Annotated in this window: 15 protein-coding genes; 10 read left to right on the top strand and 5 right to left on the bottom strand. The window is 37.2% G+C overall.

What is annotated here, in order from left to right:
• Positions 1-5 precede the first annotated feature (5 nt).
• The 3 genes from FD50_RS04140 to FD50_RS04130 are packed head-to-tail and all read right to left on the bottom strand — an operon-like array spanning position 6 to position 3,163.
• Complete coding sequence (locus tag FD50_RS04140) at positions 6-533, bottom strand: hypothetical protein (RefSeq protein WP_056960482.1); 528 nt, start codon at positions 531-533, stop codon at positions 6-8.
• An 18-nt stretch (positions 534-551) separates the two neighbouring features.
• A complete protein-coding gene (gene aroC, locus FD50_RS04135) occupies positions 552-1,721 on the bottom strand; it encodes a chorismate synthase (protein ID WP_056960480.1) in 1,170 nt (389 codons plus the stop codon).
• Positions 1,722-1,732: 11 nt separating this feature from the next.
• Positions 1,733-3,163: an MFS transporter gene (locus tag FD50_RS04130; protein WP_056960477.1), complete on the bottom strand. Its 1,431-nt coding sequence runs from the start codon at positions 3,161-3,163 to the stop codon at positions 1,733-1,735.
• A gap of 510 nt (positions 3,164-3,673) precedes the next feature.
• Here FD50_RS04130 and guaB point away from each other — a divergent pair.
• Positions 3,674-5,158, top strand: coding sequence for an IMP dehydrogenase (gene guaB, locus FD50_RS04125; protein WP_056960475.1), 1,485 nt, complete (start codon positions 3,674-3,676; stop codon positions 5,156-5,158).
• A 247-nt stretch (positions 5,159-5,405) separates the two neighbouring features.
• On the opposite strand, the gene FD50_RS04120 is transcribed toward guaB, so the two are convergent.
• Positions 5,406-5,777 (bottom strand): MerR family transcriptional regulator, encoded by a 372-nt coding sequence (locus FD50_RS04120; protein ID WP_054757167.1) that lies wholly within the window; start codon positions 5,775-5,777, stop codon positions 5,406-5,408.
• 158 nt (positions 5,778-5,935) lie between these two features.
• Here FD50_RS04120 and FD50_RS04115 point away from each other — a divergent pair, with 158 nt between their 5' ends.
• Entirely contained in the window at positions 5,936-6,682 is a 747-nt protein-coding gene (locus FD50_RS04115; RefSeq protein ID WP_056960472.1) for an SDR family oxidoreductase, read from the top strand.
• A 219-nt stretch (positions 6,683-6,901) separates the two neighbouring features.
• Here FD50_RS04115 and FD50_RS04110 read toward each other — a convergent pair whose 3' ends face one another.
• A complete protein-coding gene (locus FD50_RS04110; protein ID WP_054757171.1) occupies positions 6,902-7,666 on the bottom strand; it encodes a DeoR/GlpR family DNA-binding transcription regulator in 765 nt (254 codons plus the stop codon).
• A 323-nt stretch (positions 7,667-7,989) separates the two neighbouring features.
• On the opposite strand from FD50_RS04110, the gene agaB reads away from it, so the two are divergent.
• The 8 genes from agaB to lacD all read left to right on the top strand — a co-directional run bounded on the left by agaB (position 7,990) and on the right by lacD (position 13,356).
• Entirely contained in the window at positions 7,990-8,475 is a 486-nt protein-coding gene (gene agaB / locus FD50_RS04105) for a PTS galactosamine transporter subunit IIB (protein ID WP_054757174.1), read from the top strand.
• Positions 8,476-8,519: 44 nt separating this feature from the next.
• The gene (gene agaC, locus FD50_RS04100) at positions 8,520-9,320 is read left to right on the top strand and encodes a PTS galactosamine transporter subunit IIC (protein ID WP_054757176.1); all 801 of its coding nucleotides are present in this window, start codon (positions 8,520-8,522) and stop codon (positions 9,318-9,320) included.
• Complete coding sequence (gene agaD, locus FD50_RS04095) at positions 9,310-10,122, top strand: PTS galactosamine transporter subunit IID (RefSeq protein WP_056960469.1); 813 nt, start codon at positions 9,310-9,312, stop codon at positions 10,120-10,122. The genes agaC and agaD overlap by 11 nt, the downstream gene beginning before the upstream one ends.
• A gap of 23 nt (positions 10,123-10,145) precedes the next feature.
• Complete coding sequence (locus FD50_RS04090; protein ID WP_056960467.1) at positions 10,146-10,589, top strand: PTS sugar transporter subunit IIA; 444 nt, start codon at positions 10,146-10,148, stop codon at positions 10,587-10,589.
• 115 nt (positions 10,590-10,704) lie between these two features.
• The gene (locus FD50_RS04085; protein WP_054757182.1) at positions 10,705-11,166 is read left to right on the top strand and encodes a hypothetical protein; all 462 of its coding nucleotides are present in this window, start codon (positions 10,705-10,707) and stop codon (positions 11,164-11,166) included.
• Positions 11,167-11,369: 203 nt separating this feature from the next.
• Positions 11,370-11,798, top strand: coding sequence for a galactose-6-phosphate isomerase subunit LacA (gene lacA, locus FD50_RS04080; protein ID WP_056960465.1), 429 nt, complete (start codon positions 11,370-11,372; stop codon positions 11,796-11,798).
• A gap of 31 nt (positions 11,799-11,829) precedes the next feature.
• Complete coding sequence (gene lacB / locus FD50_RS04075; protein WP_054757184.1) at positions 11,830-12,348, top strand: galactose-6-phosphate isomerase subunit LacB; 519 nt, start codon at positions 11,830-11,832, stop codon at positions 12,346-12,348.
• Positions 12,349-12,375: 27 nt separating this feature from the next.
• On the top strand, positions 12,376-13,356 hold the full coding sequence (gene lacD, locus FD50_RS04070) for a tagatose-bisphosphate aldolase (RefSeq protein ID WP_054757185.1): 981 nt from the start codon (positions 12,376-12,378) through the stop codon (positions 13,354-13,356).
• Positions 13,357-13,436: the final 80 nt, after the last annotated feature.

Raw genomic sequence — 13,436 nt, 5'->3', positions numbered from 1 at the left:
ATCAATTACTCCTTAATTTGGTATAAGCACCACACCATATCTGGTTTAAAGTGTGCAATGATGCGGTCATCTGAATGCAATTCTACGTTTTTTTGATTGGTTAAAACATACTGTCCATCTTGTAAGAATTGTTGGTAAGCTAGATATTTGCTGGCACAACACTTGATTTTTTGAGGAGTGACTGTTTTTGCGAGCAATTTGGCAGTTGCAGCATGAGAATAAGCAATACCCGTTAAGCGTGTTTGATTTTCGATAATAACCAGTGGGGCTAACTGATAGATAAAACAATCGATCAGCTGTAATTGGTCAAGGAGATCATAGTGTAATTCTCCCCACGAAAGTTTAAGCATCTTTGATTTGAAAGCTGCTGGCAATAACAGGTATGCCCCGCGATAAGCTGTTAACTGCGTAAGAACTTCTTCGAAACTCGCATGTAAAAAAACGTGCGCGTGTTCTTTCGGATGTGTTTGGCAGTAGTGTTGGGCCGCGGCATAACTATCAGTCTCTGCCGGACCAAGTGTGTGGATGAGCATGCAATCACCTTATCAATATTAATATTCTTTGAGTTCCTGACGGTAAGCCTGTAATTGTTCTTTGAGGCGTGCTAGGTTACTGCCGTCAAAAGTAGCAGTGATTTCTTTGGCAAGTTCGATCGCCACGACGCTTTCGATTACAAGCGAAGCGGGTACAATTGCGGTTGTGTCGGAGCGTTCAACGTTTGCTTTTTGAACTTCACGAGTCTTGAGGTTAACACTCTTTAATGCTTTATAAAGTGTTGGGATAGGTTTCATAGCAGCTTGGATGATTAACGGCATACCATTGGTCATTCCGCCTTCAAAGCCGCCCAAATGATCTGAGGATCTGCTCCAACCGCTTTCTTGGTCCCAAGTAATTGGGTCCATGACATCACTTCCAAGGTTGGTAGCAGCAGTAAAACCATCACCGATTGCGACCCCTTTCATTGCATTAACGCCCATCACAGCTGCAGCAAGCTTAGCATCTAATTTTGTGTCCCAGCTAATATAGCTGCCTAAACCGGCGGGAACATTTTCAGCAACTACTCGAATAATTCCGCCCAAAGTGTCGCCTGCTCTTTTAGTGTCGTCAATTAATTTATGAATTGGGGTGACCTGGGCCATATCAAGGATGCGCAGATCATTTGCATGAATTTGTTGTTCAATCTGAGAAACATCAGTGGGTAAGCTCTTAGCACCAGCAAGCTTGCCGATCTGTTGGACGTAACCAACCAGTTTAATGTCCAACTGTTCAAGTAGTTGTTTACAAATTGAGCCGACAGCAACGCGCATTGCAGTCTCACGTGCCGAGGAACGCTCTAAAACGTTTCTGAGATCGGTATGTCGGTACTTCATTCCCCCTACAAGATCTGCATGACCAGGACGTGGGCGTTCAACCTTGCGTAGAGTGTTTTCCGCTGTTTCGGGGCTGGTAGGATTCATAATTTTTGACCAGTGAGCATGGTCTCTATTTTGAATTGTCAGTGCTAACGGTGAACCCAGTGTTTTACCATGACGTAAACCTCCAGTAATTTCAACAGTATCATGTTCGATTTTTTGACGATTTCCGCGGCCGTACCCGCCTTGGCGAGCTGCAAGTGCCGCGTTAATTTTGGCGATATCAAGCTGCATTCCAGCAGGGACACCTTCAATTATTCCAGTCAATTGTGGACCATGCGATTCTCCGGCTGTTAAAAAGTACATCATAATTCCTCCAGTTAATTAATTTTCTTTTCCTGATATTTGCGTGAATTGGCCATGATATTACTGTAAATATCTTGAAGATACGGTTCTAATTGTTGATCAGGACAATGGCGCGCGATGTTTTCCAGGACTATATTTTCGCGACTGCTGTCCAGCACGGGAAGTTCATGAGTACGTTTAAAGGCAGCAACCTGATCGACTGCTTTAAAACGCTGGGCTAGCAAGCGTACAATTAAGCGATCAAGCAAGGAAATTTTGCTACGAACGGTGGTCAATGAATGAGGCTTACCTAAAGCTAAACGAATGCTTAAAGCCAGCAAAAGGCCACATAAACTGATAATTAAGTTGAATTCCAATGCTGCGGCAACCCCTTGTTGCGACAGCCATCCTGTAATCACAGGGATGCTGAAAGAGGCTAAGCTTCCGAGTGTGAAGAAAATACCGGTGGTTAACCCTTTTCTTTCAGGGGCGAGCCGCAAGAAAATATTTAAGCCGATCTGCATGACACCACTTGCTGCGGTTAGGCCAAATAGTAAAGAAGCAATTTCTGCTAGCCACGAAACATGAATAAAACAAAGTAGCAGCAGTGCAACTAAAGAACCACAATTTAGTCCCAATAACAGTGTCAATTCTGAAAAACCACTGCGAAGTAACCAAAAGATCAGCAAAACGCCAGTAATAGAGCCAATACTGTATAGCGATAGTAAAAAATGTGCCGCAACGTTGTTCATCTGTAGCTCTTGGGTGGCATAAAGTGTAATCCACTGAGTGTATAGAATCATTAAAGCCATTGAGGTATAACCGTAAAGAGTCAGTGCAACAAATGCCAGCTTTTTGCGGAAAGAATTTGCTGTTTTCTTAGACAGCACACTTTTTTGAGGGCGATTCATCGGCGGAAATTCAAGCGGTAACAGCAGGAAAAAGTTGAAGCTTAAGACAAGTGCTGCCAAAATAAATGACCAACCGAACCACCAGTTTTGATTCTCTAAGAGTGCAACGCAGAGCGGTAAAACAAATTCACCCAAAGAGATGAAGGCTTTAAGCAAAACATTGGCGGAGCTGCTTCGATCTCCTAGTTCTGCAAAAGTAGGGTAGGTGCCGGAATCAAGGGCTGAATTGGCCACACCTGCTAGGATAGCTAGGAGATAAGCAACTTGGATATTAGGGGCAAGCAGTATTCCAACAAAGAAAAGCAAATAGCTGCCCATTCCCAGAAAGACAAAGCTTTTCCGTCCGTAACGATCAGCGAGCGAACCCAAGAGCAAGTATGCCAGCAATCGTCCGATGCCGACTCCAGAAATGACATACGAGACAGTGGCCAACGGCGATTGCCAAAGGTGACCGAGGGTCTGCATGTTTTGCGCCAAAATAATGAGGCCGATCCCGTGAACAAAGTAATTCAGGTAGAGGCTCAAAGAAAGGCGTTTTTTCATATTTGTATCCATTAAGATTCCTCCTTGATTTGTGGAAATAAAAAAGCCAGTCGGACTTTTAAAATCCAACTGGTTTTAAGCTCTTAAAGGATAAAAATCGTATTAAGACCAGCTAGACTTTTACTGAGTGTCTAACTGGCAAGGGAAATAGGCCCTGCATACTTTAGACACGAACGTTGATAAACGCCCGCATCTTAGTACGGACGTCTAAATAAAGTAAGCATAGCCATAATAATATAAAGTTGTTTGAGAAACCTGTATATTATCCAAAGTTATTAATCCCTTCTGAAATTGATAATTTAGAATTATTAAAACATCATTAATAAGTAAAGTCAACAGTTAATTTGGAGTTAACATCTCATAAAATGAATAGTGCAGAATAAAACGGTTAAATTCTATAAAAGAGAGCTCTAAGGGTGCAACTCAAGATAATTTTCTGAAAAATAGATGAGAATGCTTGCATTTCAAGCCAAAATTGGGTAACTTGAAAAACAAAAATAATTTTAAAGGAGCGCATTTGTAATGTCCAATTGGGATACAAAATTTGCAAAAAAAGGATTCACGTTTGACGATGTTCTATTAATACCAGCTGAGAGTCACGTTTTACCGAATGATGTCGATTTAAGCGTACAACTTGCGAAGAATATCCGATTAAATATCCCGATTATCAGTGCAGGTATGGATACTGTCACTGAAGCTGCAACAGCGATCGCGATGGCACGCCAAGGTGGTTTAGGTGTGATTCATAAGAACATGACGATTGCAAGACAGGCCGATGAGGTTAGAAAAGTTAAACGGTCTGAAAGCGGCGTAATCATTGATCCATTCTTTTTGGCACCTGAAAATAGCGTAGCGGAAGCAGAAAATCTGATGCGTAAGTATCGAATCAGCGGGGTTCCAATTGTAGAAACATTGCAGAATCGCAAATTTGTTGGGATCATTACAAATCGTGACCTGCGTTTTGTAAATGACAATTCTGTGGCAATTTCTGCCGTTATGACCAAAGATCATCTTGTAACTGCACCGGTTGGGACTTCTTTGAAAAAGGCAGAAGCGATCTTACAAAAACATAAGATTGAAAAATTGCCAGTTGTTGATAGTGAAGGCCGGCTTTCAGGATTAATTACGATTAAAGATATCGAGAAGGTTGTTGAATTCCCACATGCTGCTAAGGACATCCATGGCCGGTTATTGGTTGCAGCTGCTGTGGGTGTAACAAGCGATACTTTTGAACGTGCCGAAGCGCTGCTTAAAGCAGGGACAGATGCAATTGTAATTGATACTGCCCATGGACATTCTGCCGGTGTAATTCGCAAGATCAAAGAAATTAGAGAAAAATTCCCAGAGGTAACACTGATTGCTGGAAATGTTGCGACAGCTGCTGCAACTAAAGCACTTTACGATGTCGGGGTTGATGTTGTTAAAGTGGGGATTGGCCCTGGTTCGATTTGTACAACGAGAATTGTTGCTGGAGTTGGCGTACCGCAATTAACTGCAATTTATGACGCAGCGAGCGTCGCACGTGAATATGGAAAAACAATTATTGCAGATGGTGGGATTAAATACTCTGGTGATATCGTCAAGGCACTGGCAGCTGGTGGTAACGCGGTAATGCTAGGCAGTATGCTTGCTGGTACAGATGAAGCACCAGGCGAGACTGAGATTTACCAAGGACGCCGCTTTAAGACCTATCGCGGAATGGGTAGTCTGGGAGCAATGGACAGCAAACATGGTTCATCTGACCGCTATTTCCAAGGAAGTGTGAACGAAGCTAACAAGCTGGTCCCAGAAGGGATTGAAGGACGTGTGGCTTACAAGGGAAGCATTGCAGATCTGGTTTATCAAATGGTTGGTGGTCTGCGTGCTGGAATGGGTTACGTCGGTGCAGGACATGTTAAAGAATTGCAAGACGATGCACAGTTTGTGCAAATCTCTAATGCTGGTTTGCGCGAATCACATCCGCATGACGTTCAAATTACAAAAGAAGCACCTAACTATAGTAAATAATGAAAAGTGGTTTCAATTGCTAAGCTGCTGTAGGATTAAGTGTAGCGTGTAAACTTAGCCAGGGCTTGATTATAAGCAATTCGTGTTTAAATGAAAAAGGAACTGAGTCAAAAGTTAACTTTTGATTCAGTTCCTTTTTATTGCGGATAAACGTGTTCCATAAGTCAAAGTTTTCTGTTTTAGTTCAAAATTATTCAAAGCTTAACAACTTATGTCAAACGCTCTTTTGAACGTATTTTTTAAAGGGTTATGGCATTTTTCGCACATTATTTAGTTGGACATCGTATAAAGCAATTTTGTAATTGATTTTTTCTAAATGTGCAATTGTTTGACTGATATTATCTTTTACTTTTTTTTGATGTTGAACCATCATGCTTTTCCTAGCGGCTAAAGTCTTAGCACCGTCTTTGTACAAGTTAGTATATAGTTTAATGTTGCTCAAAGGCATTCCAGTTTCTTTTAAACTGATAATAAAATCAATCCATGCAATACTTTCTTCTGTATAGACTCTGTGACCACTTTCATCTCTAGGTACGCTGGGAATAATACCCTCGCTTTCATAATATCTTAAAGTAGATTTTTTTAAATTCCTTAGTTTAGTGATTTCTGCTATATTCATCTTTGTTCTCCTTTTTTAAAGTTGCTTTAACTTAGCGGTCATAAAATTAACTTTATTTTAGCCTATTAAGGCTATATAACGGTAAAAGGCTAATTACTTGTGTTGAAGTATACTTTAGCTGATAAGCTTGTCCTATATTATAAAAGGAGGAATTAACAATGTCGAATATAGCGCATAAAACAGTCATTATAACAGGAGCTTCAAGCGGAATTGGGAAAGCAACCGCAATTAAATTAGCCACTAATGGTGCGAATGTTGTATTAGCTGCACGCCGTGAAAAAAGCTTACAACAAATAGTGGAAAAAATTGCTGTGTCAGGTGGTCAAGCTGTTTATCAGGTAACGGACGTCACCAATGTTGCCCAAATGGAGTCTTTAGCACGGTTTGCTGTGGAGAAATTTGGCAAAGTCGATGTACTTATAAATAATGCGGGTGTAATGCCTTTGTCAAAATTGCGAAAGCGAAAAGTAGATGAGTGGAATTTAATGGTGGATGTAAATATCAAAGGTGTGTTATATGGCATTAACGCTGTATTGCCATATATGCGTAAACAAAAACAGGGGCACATTATCAATTTATCAAGTATCGCAGGGCACATTGTTTTCCCTGGCAGTGCTGTTTATTGTGCAACTAAAGCAGCAGTTAGAGCAATTAGTGAAGGGCTTCGGATGGAAGAATCTCCTGCTAGTCACATTCGTACAACAATTATTTCACCAGGTTCAATCTTGACCGAATTATCAACTCACATAACTGATCAGGAACAAAAAGATGCAATTAATCAAATAGAAAAATCGGTTGGAATTGATCCAAAGAATATTGCTGAAGCTATTTATTATGCAATTAATCAACCCGAAGAAGTCGGAGTAAATGAGATCTTGATTAGGCCAACACAGCAAGAACTTTAGTTTAATTTTAAAAATATTATGGTTAGCTTGAGCTCAAAAAGGAGTACTTTATCAAGAAAATTACTATTTTCTGATAAAGTACTCCTTTTCTTATTATGAATAAGATTAGATCTTTTTGCTTGAAGAAGTTAGCTTGGATAATAAAATAGTTTAACCTGTATAAAGTATTATTGAGGGTTAGGTTTTTGAACTGTTTTTGATCTGTCTAGAGGTGAAAAATTAATCATCGCTTAAGATAATTTTTGTAAATTGTTCATAATATTTTTTTGTGTTCTTATCTATATCTTTATTAGTAATCAAGTAGTCAATATCATATAGACTGTAAAAATTGTAAAAATCATTTTTATTTAATTTAAAATGATCCGCAACTATAATTTTTTCTTGTGCGTTATTTAAAGCAATTCTTTGAGCCTGGCCTTCTTCAGGATTAGCTGTCATCAGATTCTCATTATGAATTCCATTGACTCCTACCAGAGTTTTATTGAACCTTAATTGCTTAAGCATTGAGTTAGTTAAACTGCCTACGAAAGTATTTGAACGTTCCCGATAAGAACCACCAATGAATATGACATCAACGTTTTTTGAACGTTCTAGAATTTGAAATATTGGTAAACTATTAGTAACAACTCTTAAGTTTTTTGCATTATTGAGATATTTTGCTACCAACTCAAGTGTTGTTCCTGGACCGATATAAAGCGTATCATTTTCTTGAATTAGAGTTGCAGCCTTGGTAGCGATCTTTATTTTTTCAGTAATATGTATTTCCCTTTTTTCAGTACGTGAAAGTTCAAAAGATCGTTCTTTATTGACACTTTGTGCTCCCCCGTGAATCCGCAACACCTTCCCGCTTTGAGAAAGTTCATCTAAATCTCGACGAATTGTCATGTTAGAAACATTTAATTTATCAACTAAATAATTTACAGTGACAACACCTTTTAAATTAACAATGTTAAGTATTCCCATTAGTCTTTCTTTTTTTAACATTTAACTGCAACTCCTTTTGAATCATAATATTAAAAGCATAATTAATGTGTTGTTCGTTATTGAACGTTAATATTAAAAAAACATTTTAGATCAAGTATAGTAATTTACATTTTATAAAAAAGTTATGTAACTATTAAAGGCCAATATTACTTATGTATCACTATATCATTTTTTGATAAAAAATGTAAAAAACAGTATTAATAAAAAATTTTAAAACGGCCTTGGCATATAAAAGCGCTTACTCTATACTTTAATCGAACATAAACAAACAAATTAATGTTCTTTTTTGTCCGCAATGTTGAAATTAAGGAGGTATTAATAAAATGGCTGCTAATATTTTATTGACTAGAATCGATAATCGACTGGTACATGGCCAGGTGGGAGTCACATGGACAAGAGCTCTGGGGGCAAACTTAATTCTTGTTGCAAATGATCAAGCTTCAAAAGATACATTGCAACAAAAATTAATGGCGACAACGGCAGAATCATCTGGTGCTGAAATTCGTTTTTTCTCACTTGAAAAAACGATTGCTATTATTAACAAGGCTGCTGATCGCCAAAAAATATTTATAGTTGTAAAAACTCCTCAAGATGCACGGAAACTAGTTGAAGGGGGCGTTCCGATTAAAGAAGTTAATGTTGGAAATATGCATTTTTCTCAAGGAAAGAAAGAAATCACGAAAAAAGTGTATGTTAACGAGCAGGACAAGGAGGATCTTTTATATTTATCCTCCCAAGACATTGATATATATATAAAGGATTATCCGGGTGAAAAAAAATATCCAATAACAGAAAAGCTTTTAAAATAGTTTATTCATAACATTTATAATGAATTAATTTAGGAGGGCAGAAGATGGATGTTACATTTATTCAAGGTTTATTGATAGCTATATGGGCAATGATTGTTGGGTTGGACTGTTGGTTACAGGCGTTCTTTATTTTTAGACCGATTATTGTTTGTACAATAACAGGTTTGATTTTAGGTGATCTGCAGTTAGGAGTAATTGCAGGTGGATTAACCGAATTGGCTTTTGCAGGATTAACTCCTGCAGGTGGTACACAGCCACCTAATACAGTTATCTGCGGAATTATGACAGTTGTAATTGCTGCTACAAACAATACTGCACCTGCCACTGCAATCGGACTTTCCTTGCCATTTGCAATGTTGATGCAATATATACTTTTATTTTTCTATTCTTCATTTTCATTATTTATGTCACGATTTGATAAATATGCAGCTGCAGGGGACACGCGGAGTTTTAAACGCCTTAATTTTATTCCACTATCTATTGTGACTCTTTCGTTTGGAATAGTAGCTTTTTTAAGTGCTTATGCTGCTCAAGGACCAATGCATACATTGGTAAGTTCCATGCCACAGTGGTTGACACATGGGTTTGAACTTGCGGGTGGGATTTTACCTGCAGTTGGTTTTGCAATGTTACTTAAAGTAATGTTGAAGTTAAATTATTTTCCGTATTTGTTGCTTGGTTTTGTGATAGCAAGTATGATACCATTCTCAAATGTTCTTCCAATTGCTTTAGTGGGTGGAGTTCTTGCTATGATTGAATACTTTAGAAGTCGAGAAACAAATAAGTTGGAGTCTGAACTTAAGAAATTAAAAAATAATACTGGTGGTGATCAAGATGGCATCTGAAAGTAAAGATGGAAAGAGGAAAAGTCTTTTCAGTAAACACGATATATCAATGTTGGGGATTCGCTCAAATCTCGTGCAAGCTTCTTTTAGTTATGAAAGAATGCATGCTCCAGGTTGGACTTGGGCACAATTACCTTATTGGGAAAAAATTTATCGTAACGATCCTAAGGGGCTGAAAAGAGTAATGGCGGATAACATGGAGTTTATTAATAGTTCACCTCCACTGTATCCAATATTAATGGGGCTTTTGTTAACGATGGAAGAAGATCATGTTGAGCCTACTACGATTAAAGGACTCAAAAATGCATTGTTTGGTCCGATGGCAGGGATTGGTGATGCTATTTTCTGGTTTACAATAATGCCAATTGTTGGTGGGATTTCTGCATCAATTGCAAAAAACGGGAACGTTTTTGGACCACTGCTATTTTTCCTAGTGTATTTGTTTCTTTTTTGGTCACGTATGCCGTTAGCACATTTAGGATATAATTTAGGAACTCGCGCAATAGACGTAATTCAAGAAAATTCAAAAGTAATTTCTCATGTAGCGTCAATTTTAGGTTTGACAGTTATTGGGGGCTTGATAGCTTCTTACGTTAAAATGGAACTTAAGTTAAAAATTGGAGCAGGAAATACGACTATTAGTCTTCAAAAACAATTATTAGATAAAATTTTTCCAAACATTTTACCCTTTGCGTTTGTTTTTTTACTTTATTGGTTGCTCAAAAAAAACGTTAACCCTATATGGCTAATTGTTTTAACATTTGCCTTTGCAATTGTTATGTCGTTGATAGGTTGGATGTAGAAGATTGAGGATGTGAAAGAACATTGAATAAAATAGAAGTTATCATAAGTGGTCATGGAAAGTTTGCTTCCGGGGTACAAGGAGCTTTGAAGTTGCTAACAAAGATACCAAAAACATGGCATTTTTGTGATTTTAAAGAAGGAATGTCAGATAGCGATTTAAAAACAATTTTTGAAGATATTATTAAAAATAATAGCAATTCTGAATGTTTGTTTTTTACCGACCTTGTAGGGGGGACACCGTATAAAGTTGCTGCAACAATAGCATATGGAAAAAAGAAAATTACTGTTGTTGCAGGGTGTAACTTAGGATCGTTACTTGAAGCAATCTACAGTAATTTTTCGACAGCTAATGAATTTGGAGAAGCATTGGTTGAAATTTCCAAAAAAGGAACTAAGAAACTAAGTTTTAATGCATTATATAATACTGCTACTTCTAGCAAAAGTAACACAAGTGGTGGAATTTAAAAAATAAAAAAGTGAAAATAAATTATTTAAGTTAGAATCTATTGTATATATGTAATGTTAGTTTCAATACTACTGCATAGGTACAATAGATTTTATTTTAGAAAGGAATTTCAATATGGGCAATAACATTTACGTTTTCTCAATTGGAATAACTATTCTTTTAGTTATTTTGACGTGGGTTATAAATTGGTATTTTTTTTACTATGTCGGTAATTTTTATTTTAAAGTCGATAATTGTAGCTTTATAGTTCGGCTTAATCGCAAAGGCACATATTTGTTGAATGCAACTTTAAATAGTAAAAATACTGAGAAAATTAAATTTGTTGTTGAAGAGGGAAGTTATACATTTAGCAAGAATATTGTTCAAATAACAACTGAAAAAACTTTGGTCACAGAGTTTTCTAATATTAAAAGTATTCTGGAAAACAATAAGGAAAACGAGGTACAAAGATTTCGTGAAAATACAATTTTAACAAAACCTTTAAAGGCCAGAGAACATAAATTATATTGTAATGAAATTTTTTTAAATAAAATAAAAAAGTCTAAGCTTGTGAATATAAAGGAATATGCAAAATAGACACAAAAGTGTACTAAAAAACGTGCGTTATGAACATTATAGAACATATATTGTTGACTATTGTTCTTTTAAGTGCTAAATTGTGTGTGCGGATGAAAAAGATTGAGTTTGTTTTTATGTTTATTTTAATGTTGCTACTTTTGGTTAAATTTCAGTTTAAGCGGTTTCAATAGTGAGCTGCTAATTTTAAAGGAGAGATTAAAATGAAAGTTGCATTGGCTACGGATAAAGCAGGATTCTATTTAAAAGAACATATCAAGGAATTTTTGGAAAATAAGGGTTACGAAATCATTGATCTTACTAAACAACCGACAGACGATTTTGTTGATTCGTCTGTTGCACTCGCAAAAACTGTCCTGAGTTTAAAGGCCGATAGGGGAATTATGTTTGATGAATATGGAACCGGTTCCGCCATGGCAAGTAACAAGATTCATGGAATGGTAACTGCAAATGTGACGGAGGAAAATACCGCTCATATGACGACACAACATAATGGAGCAAAGGCAATCGCTTTAGGCGCTGGAATAGTTGGCTTTAAACTAGCTGAAAGTATTGTTACTGCATATTTGAATGTTAATTATGCTGGTGGACGGCATCAAATCAGATTGGATATGCTCGAAAAAATGTGCTAATTGAATATTTTGAAAAATTGGAGGAATTTAAATGATTATTGCACTTGGAAACGACCATATTGTAACTAGTGTTAAAATGCAGATTTCAGATTTCTTAAAATCAAAGGGACACAAAATAATTGATGTGGGAACTTATGATAATACTAGAACACACTATCCTCTTTATGGGCTTCAAGTAGCCGACTTAGTTCGAGATGGTAAAGCAGATTTAGGTGTTGTTTTATGTGGAACAGGTGTGGGTATTTCAACAGCTGCTGATAAAAATGTGGGAATCAGAGCTGCCTTGGTGGGCGATGTAGCGACTGCACGTTATGCAAAGGAAGAGCTTAATGCAAATGTGATTGCATTTGGCGGTGCAGTTGTTGGTGAACACCTTGCAGAAGATATCGTAGCGGCCTTCATTAAAGCTGGATATAAAGAAAGCGAAGAAAACGAAAAACTCATAAAAAAAATCAACGCTATTGAAGAAGATAATCCTGAACAACATGATAATAAGCATTTCTTCGATCATGAATTAAAACTGTGGGATGAAGGTTACTACCATGACTAAGGATCTGAAAAAGGAGGAATAAGGATAATGACAATTAAATGGGCAGCTTTAGAAAAACTTGCAAATGATGAAGGTATTATTGCAGCATTGGCGATTGATCAACGTGGTTCCCTCAAAAAGATGTTAGCAAAGGCGGCAAACAAAAAAGCAAATGAGGAGGACATAGTGGAGTTTAAAAAGCTAATTTCTTCTGAATTGACGCCGTACGCCTCAGCAATTCTGCTTGATCCTGAATATGGTCTGCCGGCTGCAAAAAAACGTGCTCAAAATACAGGTTTATTAGTAGCTTATGAAAAAACTGGGTACGATACAACTGAACCTGGCAGAATGCCTGATTTGCTTCCCGATTGGTCAGCAACAAGATTAAAGGAGGCAGGAGCTGATGCAGTTAAGTTCATGCTTTATTATGATGTAGATGAGAACAACGAGATTAATAAAAAGAAACAAGTCTTTGTTGAACGTATTGGAGAAGAATGCGAGACTATTGGTCTGCCATTTTTCTTGGAACTTATGTCATATGACGCTCAGATTGTTGACACAAATAGCAGAGAATATGCCAAGGTAAAACCACACAAAGTGAATAAAATGGTTGCTGAGTTTGCTAAGCCACGTTATAGAGTCGATGTTTTGAAGGTTGAAGTTCCGGTTAATATGGCTTATGTTGAAGGTTTTTCCACCGAACATGAACCTGTTTATAGTCAGCAAGAAGCTGCTGACTTTTACAAAGAACAGAACGCATTAACAAATGGTGTTCCTTTTATCTTTTTGAGTGCAGGTGTAAGTGCGGAACTGTTTCAAAAAACACTGTTATTTGCAGCAAAAAGTGGTTCAAGTTTTAATGGAGTTCTATGTGGCCGTGCAACATGGCGTGGTGGAATTACACCTTTTGCTAAGGACGGAGAAGAAGCTGGGCGTGAATGGTTAAACACTGTTGGGAAAAATAATATTGAAGCACTCAATAAAGCACTCAAGGAGAGTGCAACTTCATTATTTACTAAGGCAAAATAAAGCTGATAATTGGCATTAATGCTAGAAAAGCAACTGAAAATTGTGAATATATCCTGGTCCTAGCTATAAACAATGCATGG

Origin of the sequence: Liquorilactobacillus satsumensis DSM 16230 = JCM 12392 (assembly GCF_001435195.1) — a bacterium.
In the GTDB taxonomy this organism is placed as follows: domain Bacteria; phylum Bacillota; class Bacilli; order Lactobacillales; family Lactobacillaceae; genus Liquorilactobacillus; species Liquorilactobacillus satsumensis.
This window is presented reverse-complemented; position numbering and strand designations above follow the sequence as displayed.

Excerpts from the sequence above, each read along its gene's own strand:
- FD50_RS04120 (WP_054757167.1), bottom strand. The coding sequence starts at position 5,777 with ATGAATATAGCAGAAATCACTAAACTAAGGAATTTAAAAAAATCTACT.
- lacD (WP_054757185.1), top strand. The coding sequence starts at position 12,376 with ATGACAATTAAATGGGCAGCTTTAGAAAAACTTGCAAATGATGAAGGT.
- FD50_RS04140 (WP_056960482.1), bottom strand. The coding sequence starts at position 533 with ATGCTCATCCACACACTTGGTCCGGCAGAGACTGATAGTTATGCCGCG.
- lacB (WP_054757184.1), top strand. The coding sequence starts at position 11,830 with ATGATTATTGCACTTGGAAACGACCATATTGTAACTAGTGTTAAAATG.
- agaC (WP_054757176.1), top strand. The coding sequence starts at position 8,520 with ATGGATGTTACATTTATTCAAGGTTTATTGATAGCTATATGGGCAATG.
- agaD (WP_056960469.1), top strand. The coding sequence starts at position 9,310 with ATGGCATCTGAAAGTAAAGATGGAAAGAGGAAAAGTCTTTTCAGTAAA.
- FD50_RS04085 (WP_054757182.1), top strand. The coding sequence starts at position 10,705 with ATGGGCAATAACATTTACGTTTTCTCAATTGGAATAACTATTCTTTTA.
- FD50_RS04115 (WP_056960472.1), top strand. The coding sequence starts at position 5,936 with ATGTCGAATATAGCGCATAAAACAGTCATTATAACAGGAGCTTCAAGC.
- FD50_RS04110 (WP_054757171.1), bottom strand. The coding sequence starts at position 7,666 with ATGTTAAAAAAAGAAAGACTAATGGGAATACTTAACATTGTTAATTTA.
- guaB (WP_056960475.1), top strand. The coding sequence starts at position 3,674 with ATGTCCAATTGGGATACAAAATTTGCAAAAAAAGGATTCACGTTTGAC.
- FD50_RS04130 (WP_056960477.1), bottom strand. The coding sequence starts at position 3,163 with ATGGATACAAATATGAAAAAACGCCTTTCTTTGAGCCTCTACCTGAAT.
- agaB (WP_054757174.1), top strand. The coding sequence starts at position 7,990 with ATGGCTGCTAATATTTTATTGACTAGAATCGATAATCGACTGGTACAT.
- aroC (WP_056960480.1), bottom strand. The coding sequence starts at position 1,721 with ATGATGTACTTTTTAACAGCCGGAGAATCGCATGGTCCACAATTGACT.
- lacA (WP_056960465.1), top strand. The coding sequence starts at position 11,370 with ATGAAAGTTGCATTGGCTACGGATAAAGCAGGATTCTATTTAAAAGAA.